The organism is Variovorax multivorans (assembly GCF_051216835.1).
Taxonomy (GTDB): domain Bacteria; phylum Pseudomonadota; class Gammaproteobacteria; order Burkholderiales; family Burkholderiaceae_C; genus Variovorax.
In genome coordinates this window covers 395798-414328 of the sequence record NZ_JBPJZL010000001.1, presented here as the reverse complement: position 1 = coordinate 414328, position 18531 = coordinate 395798, and the positions used below count along the sequence as shown (strand labels likewise).

20 protein-coding genes are annotated in these 18531 nt (G+C 66.1%); 14 read left to right on the top strand and 6 right to left on the bottom strand.

Going from position 1 to position 18531, the window contains the following annotated elements:
• Nucleotides 1-108 precede the first annotated feature (108 nt).
• The 11 genes from ACSFCA_RS01970 (at nt 109) to ACSFCA_RS01920 (ending at nt 10282) form a co-directional block, all read left to right on the top strand.
• Nucleotides 109-1053: a dioxygenase family protein gene (locus tag ACSFCA_RS01970; protein ID WP_435458432.1), complete on the top strand. Its 945-nt coding sequence runs from the start codon at nt 109-111 to the stop codon at nt 1051-1053.
• Nucleotides 1054-1118: 65 nt separating this feature from the next.
• Complete coding sequence (locus ACSFCA_RS01965) at nt 1119-1382, top strand: hypothetical protein (RefSeq protein WP_093056431.1); 264 nt, start codon at nt 1119-1121, stop codon at nt 1380-1382.
• Between the two features lie 156 nt (nt 1383-1538).
• On the top strand, nt 1539-2726 hold the full coding sequence (locus ACSFCA_RS01960; RefSeq protein ID WP_093056432.1) for a substrate-binding domain-containing protein: 1188 nt from the start codon (nt 1539-1541) through the stop codon (nt 2724-2726).
• Between the two features lie 180 nt (nt 2727-2906).
• A complete protein-coding gene (locus ACSFCA_RS01955) occupies nt 2907-4358 on the top strand; it encodes an extracellular catalytic domain type 2 short-chain-length polyhydroxyalkanoate depolymerase (RefSeq protein WP_435458431.1) in 1452 nt (483 codons plus the stop codon).
• A 44-nt stretch (nt 4359-4402) separates the two neighbouring features.
• Nucleotides 4403-5167, top strand: coding sequence for an ABC transporter ATP-binding protein (locus ACSFCA_RS01950; protein WP_435458430.1), 765 nt, complete (start codon nt 4403-4405; stop codon nt 5165-5167).
• A complete protein-coding gene (locus ACSFCA_RS01945; RefSeq protein WP_435458429.1) occupies nt 5164-5904 on the top strand; it encodes an ABC transporter ATP-binding protein in 741 nt (246 codons plus the stop codon). The genes ACSFCA_RS01950 and ACSFCA_RS01945 overlap by 4 nt, the downstream gene beginning before the upstream one ends.
• A 154-nt stretch (nt 5905-6058) precedes the next feature.
• Nucleotides 6059-7042, top strand: coding sequence for a branched-chain amino acid ABC transporter permease (locus ACSFCA_RS01940; protein ID WP_435458428.1), 984 nt, complete (start codon nt 6059-6061; stop codon nt 7040-7042).
• Between the two features lie 13 nt (nt 7043-7055).
• Nucleotides 7056-8123: a branched-chain amino acid ABC transporter permease gene (locus ACSFCA_RS01935; RefSeq protein ID WP_258354389.1), complete on the top strand. Its 1068-nt coding sequence runs from the start codon at nt 7056-7058 to the stop codon at nt 8121-8123.
• Complete coding sequence (locus tag ACSFCA_RS01930) at nt 8120-9004, top strand: alpha/beta fold hydrolase (RefSeq protein WP_435458427.1); 885 nt, start codon at nt 8120-8122, stop codon at nt 9002-9004. The genes ACSFCA_RS01935 and ACSFCA_RS01930 overlap by 4 nt, the downstream gene beginning before the upstream one ends.
• A 66-nt stretch (nt 9005-9070) precedes the next feature.
• Nucleotides 9071-9577: a DUF1993 domain-containing protein gene (locus tag ACSFCA_RS01925; protein WP_435458658.1), complete on the top strand. Its 507-nt coding sequence runs from the start codon at nt 9071-9073 to the stop codon at nt 9575-9577.
• Nucleotides 9578-9718: 141 nt separating this feature from the next.
• Nucleotides 9719-10282 carry a thioredoxin family protein gene (locus tag ACSFCA_RS01920; RefSeq protein ID WP_435458657.1) on the top strand — a complete coding sequence of 188 codons (564 nt, stop codon included), beginning with the start codon at nt 9719-9721 and terminating at the stop codon, nt 10280-10282.
• 27 nt (nt 10283-10309) lie between these two features.
• Here ACSFCA_RS01920 and hemH read toward each other — a convergent pair whose 3' ends face one another.
• Complete coding sequence (hemH, locus tag ACSFCA_RS01915; protein WP_435458426.1) at nt 10310-11353, bottom strand: ferrochelatase; 1044 nt, start codon at nt 11351-11353, stop codon at nt 10310-10312.
• 15 nt (nt 11354-11368) lie between these two features.
• On the opposite strand from hemH, the gene ACSFCA_RS01910 reads away from it, so the two are divergent.
• Complete coding sequence (locus tag ACSFCA_RS01910; RefSeq protein WP_258354392.1) at nt 11369-12100, top strand: HAD family hydrolase; 732 nt, start codon at nt 11369-11371, stop codon at nt 12098-12100.
• A 4-nt stretch (nt 12101-12104) separates the two neighbouring features.
• Here ACSFCA_RS01910 and ACSFCA_RS01905 read toward each other — a convergent pair whose 3' ends face one another.
• Entirely contained in the window at nt 12105-12410 is a 306-nt protein-coding gene (locus ACSFCA_RS01905; RefSeq protein WP_258354393.1) for an NIPSNAP family protein, read from the bottom strand.
• Nucleotides 12411-12538: 128 nt separating this feature from the next.
• Here ACSFCA_RS01905 and ACSFCA_RS01900 point away from each other — a divergent pair, with 128 nt between their 5' ends.
• Nucleotides 12539-13180 (top strand): LysE family translocator, encoded by a 642-nt coding sequence (locus ACSFCA_RS01900; RefSeq protein WP_435458425.1) that lies wholly within the window; start codon nt 12539-12541, stop codon nt 13178-13180.
• 12 nt (nt 13181-13192) lie between these two features.
• On the opposite strand, the gene ACSFCA_RS01895 is transcribed toward ACSFCA_RS01900, so the two are convergent.
• Genes ACSFCA_RS01895 through hpnC form a run of 4 tightly spaced genes read right to left on the bottom strand, consistent with a single transcriptional unit; the run spans nt 13193 to nt 16513 of the window.
• Complete coding sequence (locus ACSFCA_RS01895) at nt 13193-13501, bottom strand: hypothetical protein (RefSeq protein ID WP_435458424.1); 309 nt, start codon at nt 13499-13501, stop codon at nt 13193-13195.
• Nucleotides 13498-14766, bottom strand: coding sequence for a hydroxysqualene dehydroxylase HpnE (hpnE, locus tag ACSFCA_RS01890; RefSeq protein ID WP_435458423.1), 1269 nt, complete (start codon nt 14764-14766; stop codon nt 13498-13500). The genes ACSFCA_RS01895 and hpnE overlap by 4 nt, the downstream gene beginning before the upstream one ends.
• Entirely contained in the window at nt 14763-15602 is an 840-nt protein-coding gene (gene hpnD, locus ACSFCA_RS01885; protein ID WP_258354397.1) for a presqualene diphosphate synthase HpnD, read from the bottom strand. The genes hpnE and hpnD overlap by 4 nt, the downstream gene beginning before the upstream one ends.
• The gene (gene hpnC, locus ACSFCA_RS01880; protein WP_435458422.1) at nt 15599-16513 is read right to left on the bottom strand and encodes a squalene synthase HpnC; all 915 of its coding nucleotides are present in this window, start codon (nt 16511-16513) and stop codon (nt 15599-15601) included. The genes hpnD and hpnC overlap by 4 nt, the downstream gene beginning before the upstream one ends.
• A 151-nt stretch (nt 16514-16664) precedes the next feature.
• Here hpnC and ACSFCA_RS01875 point away from each other — a divergent pair, with 151 nt between their 5' ends.
• A complete protein-coding gene (locus ACSFCA_RS01875; protein WP_258355282.1) occupies nt 16665-18509 on the top strand; it encodes a potassium transporter Kup in 1845 nt (614 codons plus the stop codon).
• Nucleotides 18510-18531 lie beyond the last annotated feature (22 nt).

Sequence of the window (18531 nt, the reverse complement as noted above, 5' to 3'; positions counted from 1 at the left end):
TTCAGGCCTGCGGGCCGGCTGCGTTCGGCAACAAAGCTGCAACACGGTGAAATTTGTGCGCAAAGCGGCTTGTGGAAGCTGCGGGTTTTAACCTGCAAGAAACCCCACATGAAAACCTTCGGCGCCCACCCCGAATCGCAGCACCACGGCCACAGCCTGGCAGAAGACCTTCCGCGCATGGAGGCACAACTCCTGGAGCGCCGCCGAGCCTTGCTCTGGCTTTCTTCCTCGGCGTTGCTGGCCAGTTGCGGTGGGGGCGGCGGCAGCGATTCGAGCGGCGCCAGTGCGCTGACCGCTGCTGCCGTAAGCGCCGCGGCGACGTCGGGCACCACGGCAGCCAGCACGAGTACGACCTCCAGCACGTCGACCAGCACAACCACCACGACCAGCAGCAGCGCGTGCCCCGCCTTGCCCGCTGAGACGTCCGGCCCCTATCCCGCGGACGGCACCAACACCGCCTCCGGCTCGACCTCCGACGTGCTCACCGCCAGCGGCATCGTGCGAAGCGACATCCGCAGCAGCTTCATCAGTTCGAGCACCGTGGCACAAGGCGTGGCCCTGACGATCACGCTGACGCTGCAGAACACCAACGCCAGCTGCGCCGGGCTGTCGGGCTATGCGATCTACCTGTGGCACTGCGACCGCAGTGGCAACTATTCGTTGTACACGGCCGCGGCCGAAAGCTACCTGCGCGGCGTGCAGATCACCGACAGCGCGGGGCAGGTGAGCTTCACGACCATCTTTCCGGCCTGCTACTCGGGCCGCTGGCCGCACATGCACTTCGAGGTGTTCACCAGCCTGTCGGCCGCCACCACCGGCAAGAACTCCGTGCTCACCTCGCAGCTGGCCATGCCGAGCGACGTCTGCAATGCGATCTACCCGAACGTCACCGGCTACAGCGCGAGCGTGGCCAACCTGGCGGCGGTGTCGCTGTCCACCGACAACGTCTTCGGCGACAACACGGCTGCGCAGATTGCGGCGATGACGCCCACGATGTCGGGCAGCGCCACCGCTGGCTACACCGCGCGTGCAGTCATCGGCCTTGCGGTGTAGATGCTCTGAGCGGTCCGAGTGATCCGAGAATGGGGGCATCGCATCACCCCCATTTCGTATCACCCATGAGCGTGCAAGCACTCAGATCGTCTTTCGGTTCCAACTGCCACTGGTGCGGTTTGCCGATGGATTTCGAAGAACCGCGCGACAAGCCCGATTCGGCGACCATCGAACATCTTTTCGACGCGACCCTGGGCGGCGTTCGAAAACCAAAGTACCGGCGGCTCGCGCATGCCATCTGCAATCACACGCGTAACGAATTCAGGCTGCAGGCGCAGCGCCAGTTCGAGCAGTGGATCGCGCAGCGCCAAACCTCTGGCAAACCCTGACTGCAAAAAATACAATTGTCTGAAATTCAGGCAATACAAGTGTTTTGAATTCAGGCGAAAGGCGTCTCTTCCGAGCGAAGAAGCCTTTGTTATCAATGAGTTGGCGCGTGGCACGAACTGTGCAATATTCAGTCACCAATATCAGGAGACATGAATATGAATCGTCGCCACCTCGTCGCGCTGGCTGCGCTCGCCACGTGTGCCGCAGCCGCCCCCGCATGGGCCCAGTCCAACGAAATCCGCATTGCCCACATCTACAGCAAGACGGGTGCGCTGGAGGCCTACGGCAAGCAGACCCAGACCGGCTTCATGATGGGCCTGGACTACGCCACCGGCGGCACGATGACGGTCAACGGCAAGAAGATCGTGGTCATCGAGAAGGACGACCAGGGCAAGCCCGACCTCGGCAAGTCGCTGCTGGCGGCTGCCTATTCCGACGACAAGGCCGCGCTGGCCGTGGGCCCGACCGCTTCGGGCGTGGCGCTGGCAATGCTGCCGGTGGCCGAGGAATACAAGAAGATCCTGCTGGTCGAGCCCGCCGTGGCCGACTCGATCACCGGCGACAAGTGGAACAAGTACATCTTCCGCACTGGCCGCAATTCGAGCCAGGACGCGATCTCCAACGCTGTGGCCGTCGACAAGGCCGGCGTTACCGTCGCCACGCTGGCACAGGACAACGCCTTCGGCCGCGACGGCGTGAAGGCCTTCGGCGCCGCGCTCAAGAAAGCCAAGCTGGTTCATGAAGAGTACCTGCCGCCCACCACGACCGACTTCACGGCCGGCGCGCAACGCCTGATCGACAAGCTGAAGGACCAGCCTGGCCGCAAGATCATCTGGATTGTGTGGGCCGGCGCGGGCAACCCGTTCAAGATTGTCGACCTCGACCTGAAGCGCTACGGCATTGAGATCGCCACCGGCGGCAACATCCTGCCGGCCATGGCGGCCTACAAGTCGCTGCCGGGCATGGAAGGCGCGGCTTACTACTACTTCGGCATTCCGAAGAACCCGGTGAACGAGGCCATGGTGTCGGCGCACTACAAGCAGTTCAAGACGCCGCCGGACTTCTTCACGGCTGGCGGCTTCTCGGCCGCGATGGCGGTGGTGACGGCGCTGAAGAAGACCAACGGCGACACCAACACCAACAAGCTCATCAGCACCATGGAAGGCATGAGCTTCGACACGCCCAAGGGCAAGATGACTTTCCGCAAGGAAGACCACCAGGCGATGCAGTCGATGTATCACTTCAAGATCAAGGTCGACCCGGCGTTCGCCTGGGGCGTGCCGGAGCTGGTGCACGAGATCAAGCCTGAGGAAATGGACATCCCGATCAAGAACAAGCGCTGAACACGACAGCGCCGATCACCCCCTGACCCGCGCGGCGCTCGAGAAAGCGCTGCACCCCTTTCGCCCCGGATGGCCGCCGGGCGAAGCGCCAGCCTGCGTCCGCGCAACCTGTCGCGACCCACGGCCGATTCGTCATTCTGCAAAGCAAGCGTTCGATACCCACAACACAAGGAGACAGCGATGCCAGCGATGAAATGGAACTGGAAGGGACTTGCCGCGGCCGCGGCAATGACGGTGGCGGCGCATGCCGCGACGGCGGCGGTGCCGCTGCCGTCGCTCGGCGCCAATCCGGCGGAGGTGAGCGTGTCGGGCCTCTCTGCGGGCGGCTTCATGGCAGTGCAATTGCACGTGGCGTACTCGGCCACATTCAAGCGCGGCGCCGGCGTGGTGGCGGGCGGGCCGTTCTATTGCGCCGAAGGCTCGGTGGTCAACGCCACCGGGCGCTGCATGACGCACAGCACCAGCATCCCGGTGTCGACGCTCGTGAGCACAACCAACAGCTGGGCGGCCAGCGGGGCGGTCGACCCGGTGTCGAACATGAGCGGCTCCAAGGTCTATCTGTTCTCGGGCACGTCCGACAACACCGTCAAGCAGGCGGTGATGGACGACCTGAAGACCTACTACCAGAGCTTCGTGCCCACGGCCAACACGGTCTACAAGAACAACATCGGAGCGGGCCACGCGATGGTCACCGACGACTACGGCAGCGCTTGCAGCACCACCGCGGCGCCGTACATCAACAACTGCGGCTTCGACCTGGCAGGCGAGATCCTCACGCAGCTCTACGGGCCGCTGAACGCGCGTAACAACGGCACGCTGGGCGGCACCTTCACCGAGTTCAACCAGTCGGAGTTCATCACCGGCCATGGCATGGCCGCTACCGGCTGGATCTACGTGCCGCAGGCCTGCACCGCCGCGTCATGCCGCGTGCACCTGGTGCTGCACGGCTGCAAGCAGAACTACACCGACGTGAGCGACCAGTACGTGCGCAAGACCGGCTACAACCGCTGGGCCGACACCAACAATATCGTGCTGATCTATCCGCAGACCAGCACGGCCGCCACCAACAGCTGCTGGGACTGGTGGGGCTACGACAGCGCCAACTACGCGAAGAAGTCGGGCCCGCAGATGGCGGCGATGAAGGCCATGATCGATCGCGTCACCGGCTCCTCGGGCGGAAGCGGCCTGCCTGCGCCTACCGGCGTGGGCACTTCGGGCGCGACCAGCAGCAGCATGGTGATCGGCTGGGCCGGCGTGACGGGCGCGAGCGGCTACAACGTGTACCGCGGCGGCAGCAAGGTCAACGCCGCGCCGGTTGCCGCCACCAGCTACACCGACACCGGCCTGGCCGCGTCCACCACCTACAGCTGGACTGTGGCCGCGCTGGACGCCAGCAACGTGGAAGGCGCGATGTCGACCGCAGCCACGGGCGCGACCACCGCAGGCTCTGGCGGCGGCGGAACGTGCTACACCGCGAGCAACTATTCGCACACCGTGGCCGGGCGCGCCTATGCGCTGTGGGGCCTCACCTATGCCTACGGCTCGGGACAGTCGATGGGGCTGTGGAACATCTACGTCACGACCACGCTGAAGCAGACGGGCCCCAACTACTACGTGATCGGCACCTGTTGAGGCCGGTCTTCATTTCTCCTTTCGATTCGCAATGACCAACAACGATGCTTGAGACCCGAGATCTGACCATCCGCTTCGGTGGGCACGTGGCCGTCAACAGTGTGAGCTGCGCTTTCGCGCCGGGCACGCTGACGGCCATCGTCGGCCCCAACGGGGCGGGCAAGACCACTTACTTCAACCTGATCTCGGGCCAGCTCAAGGCGAGCGCCGGCACGGTGTCGCTCGACGGGAAGCTGCTGTCGGGCCTGTCTCCATCCGCACGTACGCACGCGGGGCTGGGGCGGGCCTTTCAGCTGACCAACCTGTTCCCGAACCTCACGGTGCTGGAGAACGTGCGCCTCGCGGTGCAGGCCACGCGCGAGGGCGCGCATCGGCGCGGGCTCAACCTCTGGAGCATCTGGAGCGACCACAAGGCGCTGACGGAGCGCGCCGACCAGATCCTGGCCGACGTGGCGCTGAAGTCGCGCGAGCACGCGACAGTGGCGAGCCTGCCGCATGGCGACCAGCGCAAGCTCGAGGTGGCATTGCTGATGGCGCTGGAGCCCAAGGTCTTCATGTTCGATGAGCCCACGGCCGGCATGAACGCGGCCGAGGCGCCTGTCATCCTCGACCTGATCCGCAAGCTCAAGCAGGACAAGACCAAGACCATCCTGCTGGTCGAACACAAGATGGACGTGGTGCGCGAACTCGCCGACCGCATCATCGTGCTGCACAACGGCACGCTCGTGGCCGACGGCGAACCGGCGGAGGTGATCGCCTCGCCGGTGGTGCAAGAGGCCTACCTGGGCGTCGCGAAGGAGGCCGCATGAGCACTCCAAATCTTCTGACGCTCGAAGGCGTGCACACGCACATCGGGGCGTATCACATCCTCCATGGCGTGGACCTTGCCGTGCCCAAGGGCCAGCTCACGATGCTGCTGGGTCGCAACGGCGCGGGCAAGACGACCACGCTGCGAACCATCATGGGCCTGTGGCATGCATCGCAGGGCAGGGTGCGCTTCGGCCATGACAACAGGGTCGTGGAAATCACCGCGCAGCACACGCCGCAGATCGCCGGCCTGGGCATTGCCTACGTGCCCGAGAACATGGGCATCTTCTCCGACCTCACGGTGAAGGAGAACATGCTGCTCGCCGCGCGTGGCGCGAAGAATGCCGCACAGATCGACGACACGCGCCTGAAGTGGATCTTCAAGCTCTTCCCCGCGGTCGAGAAGTTCTGGAACCACCCGGCGGGCAAGCTTTCGGGCGGGCAGAAGCAGATGCTGGCCGTGTCGCGTGCCATCGTCGAGCCGCGCGAGCTGCTGCTGATCGACGAGCCCAGCAAGGGCCTTGCGCCCGTGATGATCAACAACATGATCGACGCCTTCGCCGAGCTCAAGCGCAGCGGCGTGACCATCCTGCTGGTGGAGCAGAACATCAACTTCGCCCAGCGACTGGGCGACACCGTCGCGGTAATGGACAACGGCCGCGTGGTGCACAGCGGTTCCATGGCGGCGTTCTCTGCGGACACGCAATTGCAGCAATCTTTATTGGGTCTCGCGCTATGACGTATTTGATGTCTTGTCCCCTCTCCCGCTTGCGGGAGAGGGCTAGGGTGAGGGCAGGCGGCCTGCGCAACGGCCGTGCCCTCGTATCGGCGCTGTCAGCCCTCACCCCAACCCTCTCCCGCAAGCGGGAGAGGGAGCAAGAGGAGGCGCAGCAATGAAGGCACTCGACTTCGACTGGAGGCCGCTGCTGCTGGCCCCGATCCTTGCGCTCGTCGCGCTGCCGCTCACCGGTTCGTTCTCGACCTGGCTCACGCTCACGGTCGCCGGGCTGGCGATGGGCATGATCATCTTCATCATCGCCTCGGGCCTCACGCTGGTGTTCGGGCTGATGGACGTGCTGAACTTCGGCCATGGCGTGTTCATCGCGCTCGGTGCCTTCGTGGCGAGCAGCGTGCTTGGCCTGATGGGCGACTGGACCGGCTCGGGCGAGCTGTGGCGCAACCTCGTGGCGGTGTTCCCGGCGATGCTGGTCGCGATGGCCGTGGCCGGTGCGGTGGGGCTCGCCTTCGAGCGCTTCATCGTGCGGCCCGTGTACGGCCAGCATCTGAAGCAGATCCTCATCACGATGGGCGGCATGATCATCGGCGAAGAGCTCATCAAGGTGATCTGGGGCCCGGCGCAGATTCCGCTGCCTTTGCCCGAGGCGCTGCGCGGCTCGCTGCTGATCGGCGACGCGGCCATCAGCAAGTACCGCCTGCTCGCAGTGGCTGTGGGCGTGGTAGTGTTCGGTGTGCTGGCATGGACGCTGGGCCGCACCAAGATCGGCCTGCTCATTCGCGCCGGCGTGCAAGACCGCGAGATGGTCGAGTCGCTGGGCTATCGCATCGGTCGGCTGTTCGTCGGCGTGTTCGTGGTGGGCAGCGCGCTGGCCGGCCTGGGCGGCGTGATGTGGGGCCTCTTCCAGCAGAACCTGGTGCCGCAGATGGGCGCGCAGGTCAACGTGCTGATCTTCATCGTGATCATCATCGGCGGGCTGGGCTCGACGGGCGGGGCGCTCATTGGCGCGCTGCTGGTGGGGCTGATGACCAACTACATCGGCTTCCTGCTGCCCGCGCTCACGCAGTTCGCAAGCATCTTCCTGATGGTGGCCGTGCTGCTGTGGCGTCCGCAGGGTGTGTACCCCGTGGCGAACCGTTGAGGAAGAAGACGCTATGTTCCTGAAACGACTTCTCTCCAACGACATGCCGAAGAGCCGCCTGCTGGCCGTGCTGCTGCTGGCGTTGTTCATCGCATTGGCGTTCGCGCCGTTCATCTTTCCGGGCGTGAAGGCGCTGAGCGTCGCGGCCAAGATCCTGGTGTTCGTGGTGCTGGTGGCCAGCTTCGACCTGCTGCTTGGCTACACCGGCATCGTGAGCTTTGCGCACACCATGTTCTTCGGCATCGGAGCCTACGGCATCGCGATTTCGGCGACGCGGCTCGGCCCCAGCTGGGGCGCGGTGCTGGTGGGGCTGGGCGCATCGCTGGCGATCTCGCTGGTGCTCTCGTTCGCCATCGGCTTGTTCTCGCTGCGGGTGCGCGCGATCTTCTTCGCGATGATCACGCTGGCCGTGGCCTCGGCCTTTCAGACGCTGGCCTCGCAGTTGTCGGACTTCACCGGCGGCGAAGACGGCCTGACCTTCAAGCTGCCCGAGCTGATCTCGCCGAGCTTCGAGTTTTCGGAAGAGCCGTTTCTCGGTGTTTCGCTCGACGGCAGGCTGCTGTGCTACTACCTGCTCTTCGTGGCTGCGGTGGTGCTGGTGCTGGCCTTGCTGCGCATCGTGAATTCGCCCTTCGGCCGCGTGCTGCAGGCCATTCGCGAGAACGAGTTCCGCGCAGAGGCCATCGGCTACCGCGTGGTGGTGTACCGCACCACGGCCGCTGTGCTGTCGGCGCTGTTCGCCACGCTGGCCGGCGCAATGCTCGCGATCTGGCTGCGCTACAACGGGCCCGACACCTCGCTGAGCTTCGAGATCATGATCGACGTGCTGCTGATCGTGGTGATCGGCGGCATGGGCACCATCTACGGCGCGGCCATCGGCGCGGTGCTGTTCGTGGTGGCGCAGAGCTATCTGCAAGACCTGTTGCGCTTGGGTAGCGAGGCCGCGAGCGGGCTGCCGTGGCTGGCGGCGCTGCTGTCGCCCGACCGCTGGTTGTTGTGGCTTGGCGTGCTGTTCGTGCTGTCGGTCTATTACTTTCCCACCGGCATCGTTGGCAAGCTGCGGGCGAGGGCGGCGCGATGAGCGACAACAACATTCCACTCTCCCGCTACGCGCAGCTCGCGGGCCGCGAGGTCCACTGGCTCGAATGGGGTGCGCCCGAGGCGCCGGTGGTCATTGCCTGGCACGGCCTGGCGCGTACCTGCCGCGACATGGACGAGCTGGCGCAGCACTTCGCGTCACGCGGGTTCCGCGTGATCTGCCCCGACACCATCGGCCGTGGCCTGAGTCAGTGGAGCCCGCTGCCCGACGAGGAATACAAGCTCTCGTTCTACGCGCGCATCGCCAATGCGCTGTGCGACGAGCTGCGGCTTGGGCGCGTGCACTGGGTCGGCACCTCGATGGGCGGCGCCATCGGCACGGTCTGTGCGTCGGGCCTGTTCGAGCCGCGCATGAAGGCGCGCATCGCGAGCCTGGTGCTGAACGACAACGCGCCCGAACTGGCCCAGCCCGCCATCGAGCGCATCCGCGCTTATGCGGGCCAGCCGCCCGCATTCGACACGGTGGCCGAGCTGGAGGCTTTCTTCCGCACCGTCTACAAGCCCTACGGCTGGCTCAGCGACGCGCAGTGGCGCCGCCTGACCGAGAGCTCCACGCGCCGCCTGCCCGACGGCCGCGTCACGCCGCACTACGACCCGGCGATGGTTCGCCAGTTCAGCGCGCACGACAACGACTACCTGATCTGGCCGCACTACGACGCCATCGAGGCGCCAGTGCTGTGCCTGCGCGGCGCCGAGTCCGACCTGGTGCTGCCCGGCGTGATCGAGGAGATGAAACGCCGTGGCCCTGGCGCGGCCGGCAGGCTGCAGGTGATCGAAGTGCCTGCCTGCGGTCACGCGCCCGCGCTCAACGTGCCCGAACAACTGGAGCCGATCGAAGGGTTTATTCGGGCGGCCGGTCGTTGAAGGAGCGGCGGCGTGACAATCGCCGCCCACCTCAATCACAAGGCCGATCAACGGGCCTCGAACACCATGGCGCTCTCGCTCTACGACATCTCCGTGCCCGTCTTCACCCGCGGACTCGGCCAACTCACCCATCTGCTCGACAAGAGCCTTGCGCATGCCAAGGCCAACGGCATCGACCCGGCCACGTTGGTCGAGGCCCGGCTTGCGCCCGACATGCTCACGCTCGTCGGCCAGATCCAGCGCGCGAGCGATGCCTCGAAGCTGGGCATTGCCCGCATTGCCGGTATCACCGCGCCAAGTTTTCCCGACGAGGAAAAGACCTGGGACGACCTGCTGGCGCGCATCGTGAAGACGCAGGACTTCCTCAAGAGCGTCGAGCGCACGCAGGTCGACGGCCAGGAAGAGCGCCCCGTGACCATCAAGGCGCGCGAAGGCGAAGCGCATTTCACCGCTCAGCGCTACCTGCTGCAGTTCGCGCTGCCCAACTTCTTCTTCCATGTGACCACCGCCTACGACGTGCTGCGCCACAAGGGCATGCCGGTGGGCAAGATGGACTACCTCGGCAAGTTCTGAGGTATTGAAGGCCGGCGGCCTTCACGCCGCCGGGACAAACTTCAAATTGCCGTGACACATGCGCACGCACGGCGTGCGCCGCAAACAATCGCGCCTGACCGCTGTCGGTCTGACATTAGAGCGAGGTTTGCGATCATGAACATGTTGTCCAGAAGGGCGTTCTCGGGGCTTGCCGTGGGAGCCTCCGCGCTCGTGGCGGCCGTGGGCGGCGGATGGCCGGCGAGCAATGCGCTGGCTGCGTCGCCGGGCCTGCGGGACTACGGCAAAGCCCCTGAGTTCGCGGGCATCGACAAGTGGCTCAACTCGCAGCCGCTCACGATGCAGGGGCTGGCGGGCAAGGTGGTGCTGGTCGATTTCTGGACCTACTCCTGCATCAATTGCATCCGCACGCTGCCGCACGTGGTGCGCTGGTACGAGAAGTACAGGGACCAGGGCTTCGTGGTGGTGGGCGTGCACTCGCCAGAGTTCGCCTACGAGAAGTCGACGCGCAATGTGCAGGACGCGATCGAGCGCTTCAACATCCGCTATCCGGTGGCGCAGGACAACAGCTTCACCACCTGGAAGGCCTACAACAACCAGTACTGGCCTGCGTTCTACCTGGCCGACAGCAAGGGGCAGGTGATGCGGCAGCATTTCGGCGAAGGGGAATACGCCGAGATGGAGGCTGCGATCGAGGCGTTGCTGGCGCGCAGGTCGGTCGGCTGAACGCCTGGGCAGCGTCCAGTTCTTTCTTCATGGACGCAGTGACGTTGTTGTCGGCCAGCCCGCCAGGTTGCGTTCGGCAATGTCCGCGAGTGCGGTGATCCATGCCGGGCTGTCGTTGAGGCAGGGGATGTAGCTGAAGGCCTTGCCGCCCGCGTGCATGAAGGCTTCGCGGCCCTCCATTGCGATTTCTTCCAGCGTTTCGAGGCAGTCGGCCGGAAAGCCCGGGCACACCACGTCGACGCGCTTCACGCCGGATGCGCCGAGCTCGCGCAGCGTCGGTTCGGTGTAGGGCTCCAGCCACTTGGCGCGGCCGAAGCGCGACTGGAAGGTCACGCGGTACTGGGCTGTGGAAAGGCCGAGCCGCGCCGCTAGCAGTCGCGCGGTTTCGAGGCACTGTGCCTGGTACGGATCGCCCAGCGCGATGTTGCGGGCGGGAATGCCGTGGAAGCTCATCAGCAGCACATCGCCGCGGCCTTCAGTTTTCCAATGCCGCTCGATGCCTTGTGCCAGTGCCTCGATGTAGGCGGGGTCGTCGTGGTAGTCGTTGACGAATCGGAATTCGGGCACGCGGCGTTGCCTGCGGCTCCAGTCGTTCACCGCGTCGATCACGCTGGCAGTGGTGGTGGCCGAGTATTGCGGGTAGGCCTGCAGCACCAGCACGCGCGTGGCGCCTTCGGCTTGCAATGCGCCGAGCCGGGAGGCGATGGACGGGCTGGCATAGCGCATCGCGTCGCGCACCGTCACGCGGTGGCCGCGCTCGCCGAGCCAGCCGGCCAGCAGCGTGGCCTGCTTTTGCGTCCACACCTTGAGCGGCGAGCCTTCAGGCATCCAGATGCTCGCGTACTTGGCTGCGGACTTGGCTGGCCGCGTGCGCAGGATGATGCCGTGCAGGATCAGCGCCCAGAGCACCTTCGGGATCTCGACCACGCGCGGGTCGCCCAGGAAGTCGGCGAGATAGGGGCGTACGGCGGCGGCGGTGGGGGCGTCGGGTGAGCCCAGGTTGCACCAGAGCACGGCGGTGCGGGGGGCGTGCGGGGTACTTGGAGAGGCGGTCTCATGGCTTGGAGGCATGCGATATTCTCGGGCATGACTTCCGCTCCCACGGCCTCCGCAAGCGCCACGCCTCTCGATCTCAAGCGCATCTCGGCGATCTCTCTCGACCTCGACGACACCCTGTGGCCGATCTGGCCGACCATCGAGCGCGCCGAAGCAGTGCTGCATGAATGGCTGTTGCGCGAAGCGCCGAAGACGGCCTCGCTGCTGATGACGCCGGGCATCCTGCGCGAACTGCGTGAAGCCACGGCCAAGGAGCGCTCAGACCTCGCGCACGACCTGAGCGCGCTGCGACGCGAGTCGATTCGCACCGCACTCACACGGGCGGGAGAAGACCCGGCGCTGGCCGAGCCGGCCTTCGATGCCTTCTTCGCCGAGCGCCAGCGCGTGACGCTGTACGACGACGCGCTGCCGGCGCTCAAGTGGCTCAGCGAGCGCTATCCGCTGGTTGCGATCTCGAATGGCAATGCCGATGTGCACAAGACCGGAGTCGGCCGCTGGTTTCGCACGGCTTTCAATGCACGCGCCTTCGGTAGCGGCAAGCCGCACGCGCCGATCTTTCGTGCCGCCGCGGCCTCGGTCGGCCTGCTGCCGAAAGACGTGCTGCACGTGGGCGACGACGCCGAGCTCGACGTGGTCGGTGCGCTCAGCGCCGGCATGCAGGCAGCCTGGCTGGTGCGCGACGAGCGGCCGTGGGTGCACGGTGCGCGGCCGCAGCTGATCGTGCCGAACCTGCACGCGCTGTGCATGGCGCTGGGCGCCTGAGGCGCTATTTGAAGACGGGGCGGAAGAAGCTGCGTTCGTAGCTGAGGATGCAGCGGGTTTCTTCTGCGTACTTGAATGCGGCCTGGCATTCGGCGTCTTGCATCGAATCGGCGCGGTACTTTTCGTAGGCCGCCAGGCTGGGAAACGTGAACATCGCCAGCGCAACGTTGTTGACTCCTTCCGACGGCAAAAAGTAGCCGTGATGCTGGCCGCCGAACTTCTCGACCAGCGGAATCCAGAGCTTGCCGTAGTGCTCGAATTCCTTGAGCTTGTAGGGATCGACGATGTAGCGCAGGTAGCAGGTGACCATGGGTGCTTGTTCCGTGAGGTGGGCTGATGAGGGGTATTGGCGCGGCGTCTGCAGCGATTCGCCGGGCTGACTATAGTTTCCCGTCTGTCTCAACGTCTTGCGGCCTCGCGCCGGGCAGGAACTCCAAAGTGCATTTCTCCAACTGGCTCATCTTCTGCGGCGTTACGCTGCTCGTCGCTTTCACACCTGGACCGGCAGTGCTGCTCGCGGTCTCGAATTCGATGAGCGTGGGCCCGCGACGCGCAATGATCAGTTCGCTCGGCAATGCGACGGGCCTGTTCATGGTGTCGGCCGCCGCGATGGCCGGGCTGGGTGTGGTGCTCTCGACCTCGGCCCACGCCTTCATGATGCTGAAGCTGGCCGGCGCGGCCTACCTGATCTACCTGGGCATCAAGCAATGGCGCAGCCAGGGCAGCGTGTTCGCCGACCTGCAGGGCTCGTCGGCCGCGGCCGCGCCGCGTTCGAGCTGGCGTTTGTTCGGGCATGGCCTGACGGTGGCGCTGACCAATCCCAAGGGCATTCTTTTCTTCTCGGCGCTGTTCCCGCAGTTCCTCACGCAGGACGCGCCGCTCGCCATGCAGTTCGCGGTGCTGACGACGACCTTTGCGGCTGCCTCGGTGCTGTCGCATGCGTTCTACGTGCTGCTGGCGCGTCTGCTGCGCAAGCAGCTGTCGGACCCGCGCCGCACGCGGCTGTTCAACAAGCTGTCGGGTGGGGCGTTCGTCTTGCTGGGGTTGAGCCTGCTGCGCTTGCCCAACAAGTCGGCCTGATTCTTTTCTTCTTCAGTCGAGAGCGAACTGTTCGCGCAGTGCCGCGCAGAAATCGGCTGTGCCGCTGATCGACAAGGTGACGGTGTCGAAGCGCGCATCGTCTTCCTGTGTTTGCTGCAGGTCGTAGTCCCACGTGGCACCTTCTTCGAGCGCGCCGCGCGCATCGGGGAAGGTGGCTTCGGCCCAGGCGAGCACCTGCGCGATCTCGGCCTGTACCTCGGGCGTCTTGTCGGGCGTGGTGGATGCCATCGCATCGAAGGTGCCGTGGCCTTCGGTGTCTTCGCTGTAGTCGAAATCGAGATAGCGCAGTTCGGTCGTCATGGGGCTGCCAATGCTTTTGCGGCCGCCAGTCCGCTGAGTACCGCGCCTTCGAGCGTGGCCGGGTAGGGGCCTTCGATGTAGTCGCCGCAGGCCTGCAGGCCGGGGGCGATGGCCGAAGCGGGTCTCGAAAGTGCGGGCGTGCAGGCGAAGGTGGCGCGCTTCTCGACCACGGTCTGCACGAGTTGCAGGTTCGTCTGGCCCAGCTGTGCAGCCGCCTGGGCGAGCACCTGTTCTTCCAGCACCTCGCGCGGTGTTTCATTGGCGCTCACGACCATCGCGAGCACGCCTTGCAGGCCGGTGAGCTGGCCACGGTCGAATGCGAACTGCGCCGGTGCCGTGGCCGGGTTGCTGCGCAGCGCGAGCATCGGTTCCGCAAGCGGCGACGCGCCGCGCACGTAGATGGTGGCGATGGCTTCGAAGCGCAGGGCCTCGGTGGTTTCGCACCAGGCATCCGCCTGCAGGCCGGACGCACGGACGAGCCGGGCCGCGTCCCACGGTGCGCAGGCCAGCACGACCTGGTCGAAGACTTCATCATCGACGAGCCATTGCCCGGCCTCAGGCGTGACGGCGCGCACGCGGGTGCCGATGCGTGTCACGGCACCATGCTGCGCCAGCCAACGGATCGCTGCATCGGGAAGCAGCGCGCCCAGGTCGGCACGCGGCAGCAGAAGGTCGGCGCCGCCGCTGCCGCTGAAGAGGGCGTCTTTGAGCACGCGCAGGAAAACTTCACCGCTCGACTGCGCAACGGGCGTGTTGAGGGCCGAGACGCACAGCGGCTCGATCAGCTCCTGCATCACGCGGGGCGTGAGGCCGGTGCACAGGTTTGCGACGGTGGTGCTGGCGGCGCAGCGAAAACCCGAGAGCCGCCAACCGATTGCCGTGCGCAGCAGCGAAGACTTGTCACGCCACGTCCAGCCGCGCGCTGTGAAGATTCCGGCCAGCAGGTCAAGCGGCGCGGGCAGCCGCGGCAGCTTGAGCCCGCCGCCATCGGCGAAGCGCAGGGAAAGCGGCATGCGCAACAGCGCGCTGTCGACATCGACGCCAACGTCGCGCATGAGCTTCAGCGTAGCGGTGTACGCGCCGATCAGGATGTGCTGCCCGTTGTCTAGCGCCAGCCCGTGCATGTTGTCGACCCGCCGCGCGCGGCCGCCCGGCATGTGCGCCGCTTCGAACAGCGTGACGGCGTGACCGAGACGTGTGGCCTCGACCGCGCAGGCGAGGCCGGCCCAGCCGGCGCCGATGACAGCCGTTTTCTTCAAGCTCAAATGCGCCCGAGCGCCTGAACCTTCCAGGCCAGCCAGAACTTGCGCACCGGCGTCAGGCTCACCCGCTGGTTCAGCACCTGGAAGTTGTCGCGCTCGATTTCGCGCAGCAGCGTGCGATAGATGCTGGCCATCATCAGGCCTGGCTTCTGCGTGCGGCGGTCGGCGAGCGGGAGCAGGGCGAGCGCTTCGTCATACGCCACGTGGGCACGCGCGGCCTGGAATTTCATCAGGGTGACGAAGCGGTCGGAGTGCACACGGTTCAGGATCTCGTGCGCCTTCACGTCGAACTTCTGCAGCTCGTTCACCGGCAGGTAGATGCGCCCGCGCAGGGCGTCTTCGCCCACGTCGCGCAGGATGTTGGTGAGCTGCAGCGCCAGGCCCAGCTTGTGGGCGTAGGCGGTGGTCTGCGGGTCGGTCTGGCCGAAGATGCGCGCCGCGACTTCACCGACCACGCCGGCCACCAGGTGGCAGTAGCGCGAGAGGCCGGGAAAGTCGAGGTAGCGGGTCTGGTCCAGGTCCATCTGGCAGCCGTCGATCACTTCGTTGAGCTGGCGCGCCTCGATGCCGTAGGCCGCGGTGTGCGGCATCAGCGCCTGCATGACCGGATGGCGCGGCGTGCCCGCGAAAGACTGGGCTACCTCGGTGCGCCACCAGGCGAGCTTGGTGGCGGCCACGCCGGGGTCGGTGACCTCGTCGACCACGTCGTCGACCTCGCGGCAGAAGGCATAGAAGGCCGTGATCGCGGCGCGGCGCGGCTTGGGAAGGAACAGGAAGGCGTAATAGAAACTGCTGCCCGAGGCGGCGGCCTTGTCTTGCACGTATTGCTCGGGATTCATCGGGGAGGCGCTGCTTTCATGGGGCGCCATTGTCTCCGCATCCGCATGGCCTTCCAGAGCAGCACGGGCGCGTCGGTCTTGCCGATGGTGGGGCGCTGCGAGAAGGTGTCGAAGCCCAGGTCTTCGATCTTGTCGAGGATGCGCAGGCCGCCCTGCACGACGAGGCGCAGCTCCCAGCCGGCGCGACCGGGCAGGCGGTGCACGAGAGGGGCGCCTTCGTGCATGAGCTCGCGGGCCCAGTGCGATACGACTGCTATCAGATTGATAGCTTCCTGCGGCGGCGGGGCGCTTGCGAGTGGCGCAAAGACCTTGAAGTTTTCGCGCGTCATCTTGCGGCGGGCACAGTCGGTCAGCGGAAAGTAGAAGCGGTCGCGCGGCAGGTCGACGCTCGGGTCCTGCCAGAAGTTGATGAGCTGCAGCGCGCTGCAGATGGCGTCGCTCTGCGCCAGCGCCTCGGAGTCGTGCACGCCGTAGAGATGCAGCAGCAGGCGGCCGACTGGGTTGGCGGAGCGGCGGCAGTAGTCGAGCAGCTCGGCGCGGTCGGCGTAGGTTCCGCGGTCGCGGGTTTTCTCGATGTCCTGCATGAAGGCGCTCAGCAGGTCGGCGAGCAGGTCTTCGGGCAGGCCGTGCTGGGCAATGCTGTGGGCCAGCGGGCCGAATACGTGCGGCCAGCGGGACGACGGGAGCACTTCGCCACGGGCGGCGGCGGCGAGTTCTTCGCGATAGGCGTGCAGTTCGGCCAGGCGCTCGCCGGGTGAGGCGGTGCCTTCGTCGGCAATGTCGTCGGCGGTGCGCGCGAAGTGGTAGATCGCGGCAATGGGCGCTCGCAGGTGCGGCGGGCACAGCCACGAGGCGACGGGGAAGTTTTCGTAGTGCGCCGGCGGCGCAGCGAGGTGGGGAGTGGCGGACACGCCACGATTGTCAGCGACGATGCAAAGCCCGGGCACTATGCTCGCAGCGTCGCCACTTTGAACTCCCCGCTTCATGAAAGCATCCGCTTCGGCTCCCGGGCCCCAGGTTTCAGCGTACGGCGAGGCGGCGCATCCGAAAGGGCCCACGCTCATGATCGCGGCGCTGGGCGTTGTGTTCGGCGACATCGGCACCTCGCCGCTCTATGCCTTCAAGGAAACGATGAACCCCGAGCACGGCGTGCCGTTCTCGCCCGATTCGGTGCTGGGCCTGCTCTCGCTGATCTTCTGGGGGCTGATGTTCGTGGTGACGCTGAAGTACGTGGTGTTCGTGCTGCGCGCCGACCACGACGGCGAGGGCGGCATCCTGGCGCTGCAGGCGCTGGCGCGCAGCGCAGTAGCCGGGCCAAAGACCAAGCCGTGGGTGTGGAACGTCATCGGCATGCTGGGCCTGGTGGGGGCGGCCATGTTCTACGGCGACAGCCTGATCACGCCGGCCATCTCGGTGCTGTCGGCGGTCGAGGGGCTGGAGGTGCAGGCGCCGGTGCTGCAGCGCGCGGTGATTCCGATCACGGTGGTGATCCTGGTTGCTCTCTTCATGGTGCAGAAGAAGGGCACGGGCGTGGTCGGCAAGATCTTCGGGCCGGTCATGCTGCTGTGGTTCGTCGTGTTGGCGGCAGCCGGGCTGTGGCAGGTGCTGCAGCAGCCGCAGGTGCTGGCGGCGCTGGACCCACGTCGCGCCGTGGGCTTTCTTGTCGAGCATCGGGCGCAGTCGCTGGCGGTGCTGGGTGCGGTGTTCCTGGCGTTCACGGGTGGCGAGGCGCTTTATGCCGACATGGGGCACTTCGGTGCCAAGCCGATCCGGCTGGCGTGGCTGTTCATCGCGCTGCCGGGACTGGTGCTGAACTACTTCGGACAGGGCGCGCTGGTGCTCGCGAACCCGGCTGCCATCGACAACCCGTTCTTCCGGCTCTTTCCCGCGTGGGGCGTGCTGCCGATGGTGGTGCTGGCCGCGATGGCGACGGTGATCGCCTCGCAGGCGGTGATCTCGGGCGCCTTCTCACTCACGGCACATGCGATGCGCATGGGCTACCTGCCGCGCATGCGGGTGATACAGACTTCGGGCACGGCCATCGGGCAGATCTACGTGCCCGCCGTCAACTGGCTGCTGATGGTGGGCGTGCTGCTGCTGGTGCTGGGCTTCCGCAGCTCGGGCGCGCTGTCGGCTGCGTACGGCATCGCGGTGTCGATCACGATGGTGACGACCACGCTGCTGGCCGGCATCGTGGCCTGGGGGCTGTGGCGCTGGAACAAGGTGGCGGTGGTGGTTGGCGTTGCGGCCTTCGTGGTGGTCGACCTGACCTTCGTGATCGCCAACAGCCTGAAGGTGGCCGAGGGCGGCTGGCTCACGCTGGCAGTGGCGGCCGTGGTGATGGTGGTCTTCACCACCTGGGCCAAGGGCCGCCGGCTGGGGCTGGAGGCCGCCGCGGCCGAGAGCCTGCCGCTGCGGCCGTTCGTCGAATCGCTGGCGCTGCACATGCCGCACCGGGTGAGCGGCACGGCGGTGTTTTTGAACCCCGACGCCACGGCGGTGCCGCATGCGCTGCTGCACAACCTCAAGCACAACCAGGTGCTGCATGAACAGGTGATCGTGCTGCGCGTGCTCCCCTGCGACACGCCGCGCGTCGATGCACGCATCCGCATCGAGGCCGAGCAGCTGATGGAAGGCATCTGGATGGTTACCGCGCGCCACGGCTTCATGGAGCGGCCCGACGTGCCCGAGTTCATCCGCATCCTGGCCTACCAGAAGACGTTGGCGATCGATTCGATGAAGACGTCCTACTTCGTCTCGCGCGCTTCGGTCGGCGAGGAAAACCTGCCGGGCCTGAACCCGGTCAGGCGGGTGCTGTTCGGCTGGCTGCAGCGCAATGCGGGGCGGGCTTCGGACTACTTCGAGCTGCCCGACAACCGGCTTGTGGAGATGGGCCAACGCACCTAGTGACCGGCGGGTCATTGACAGT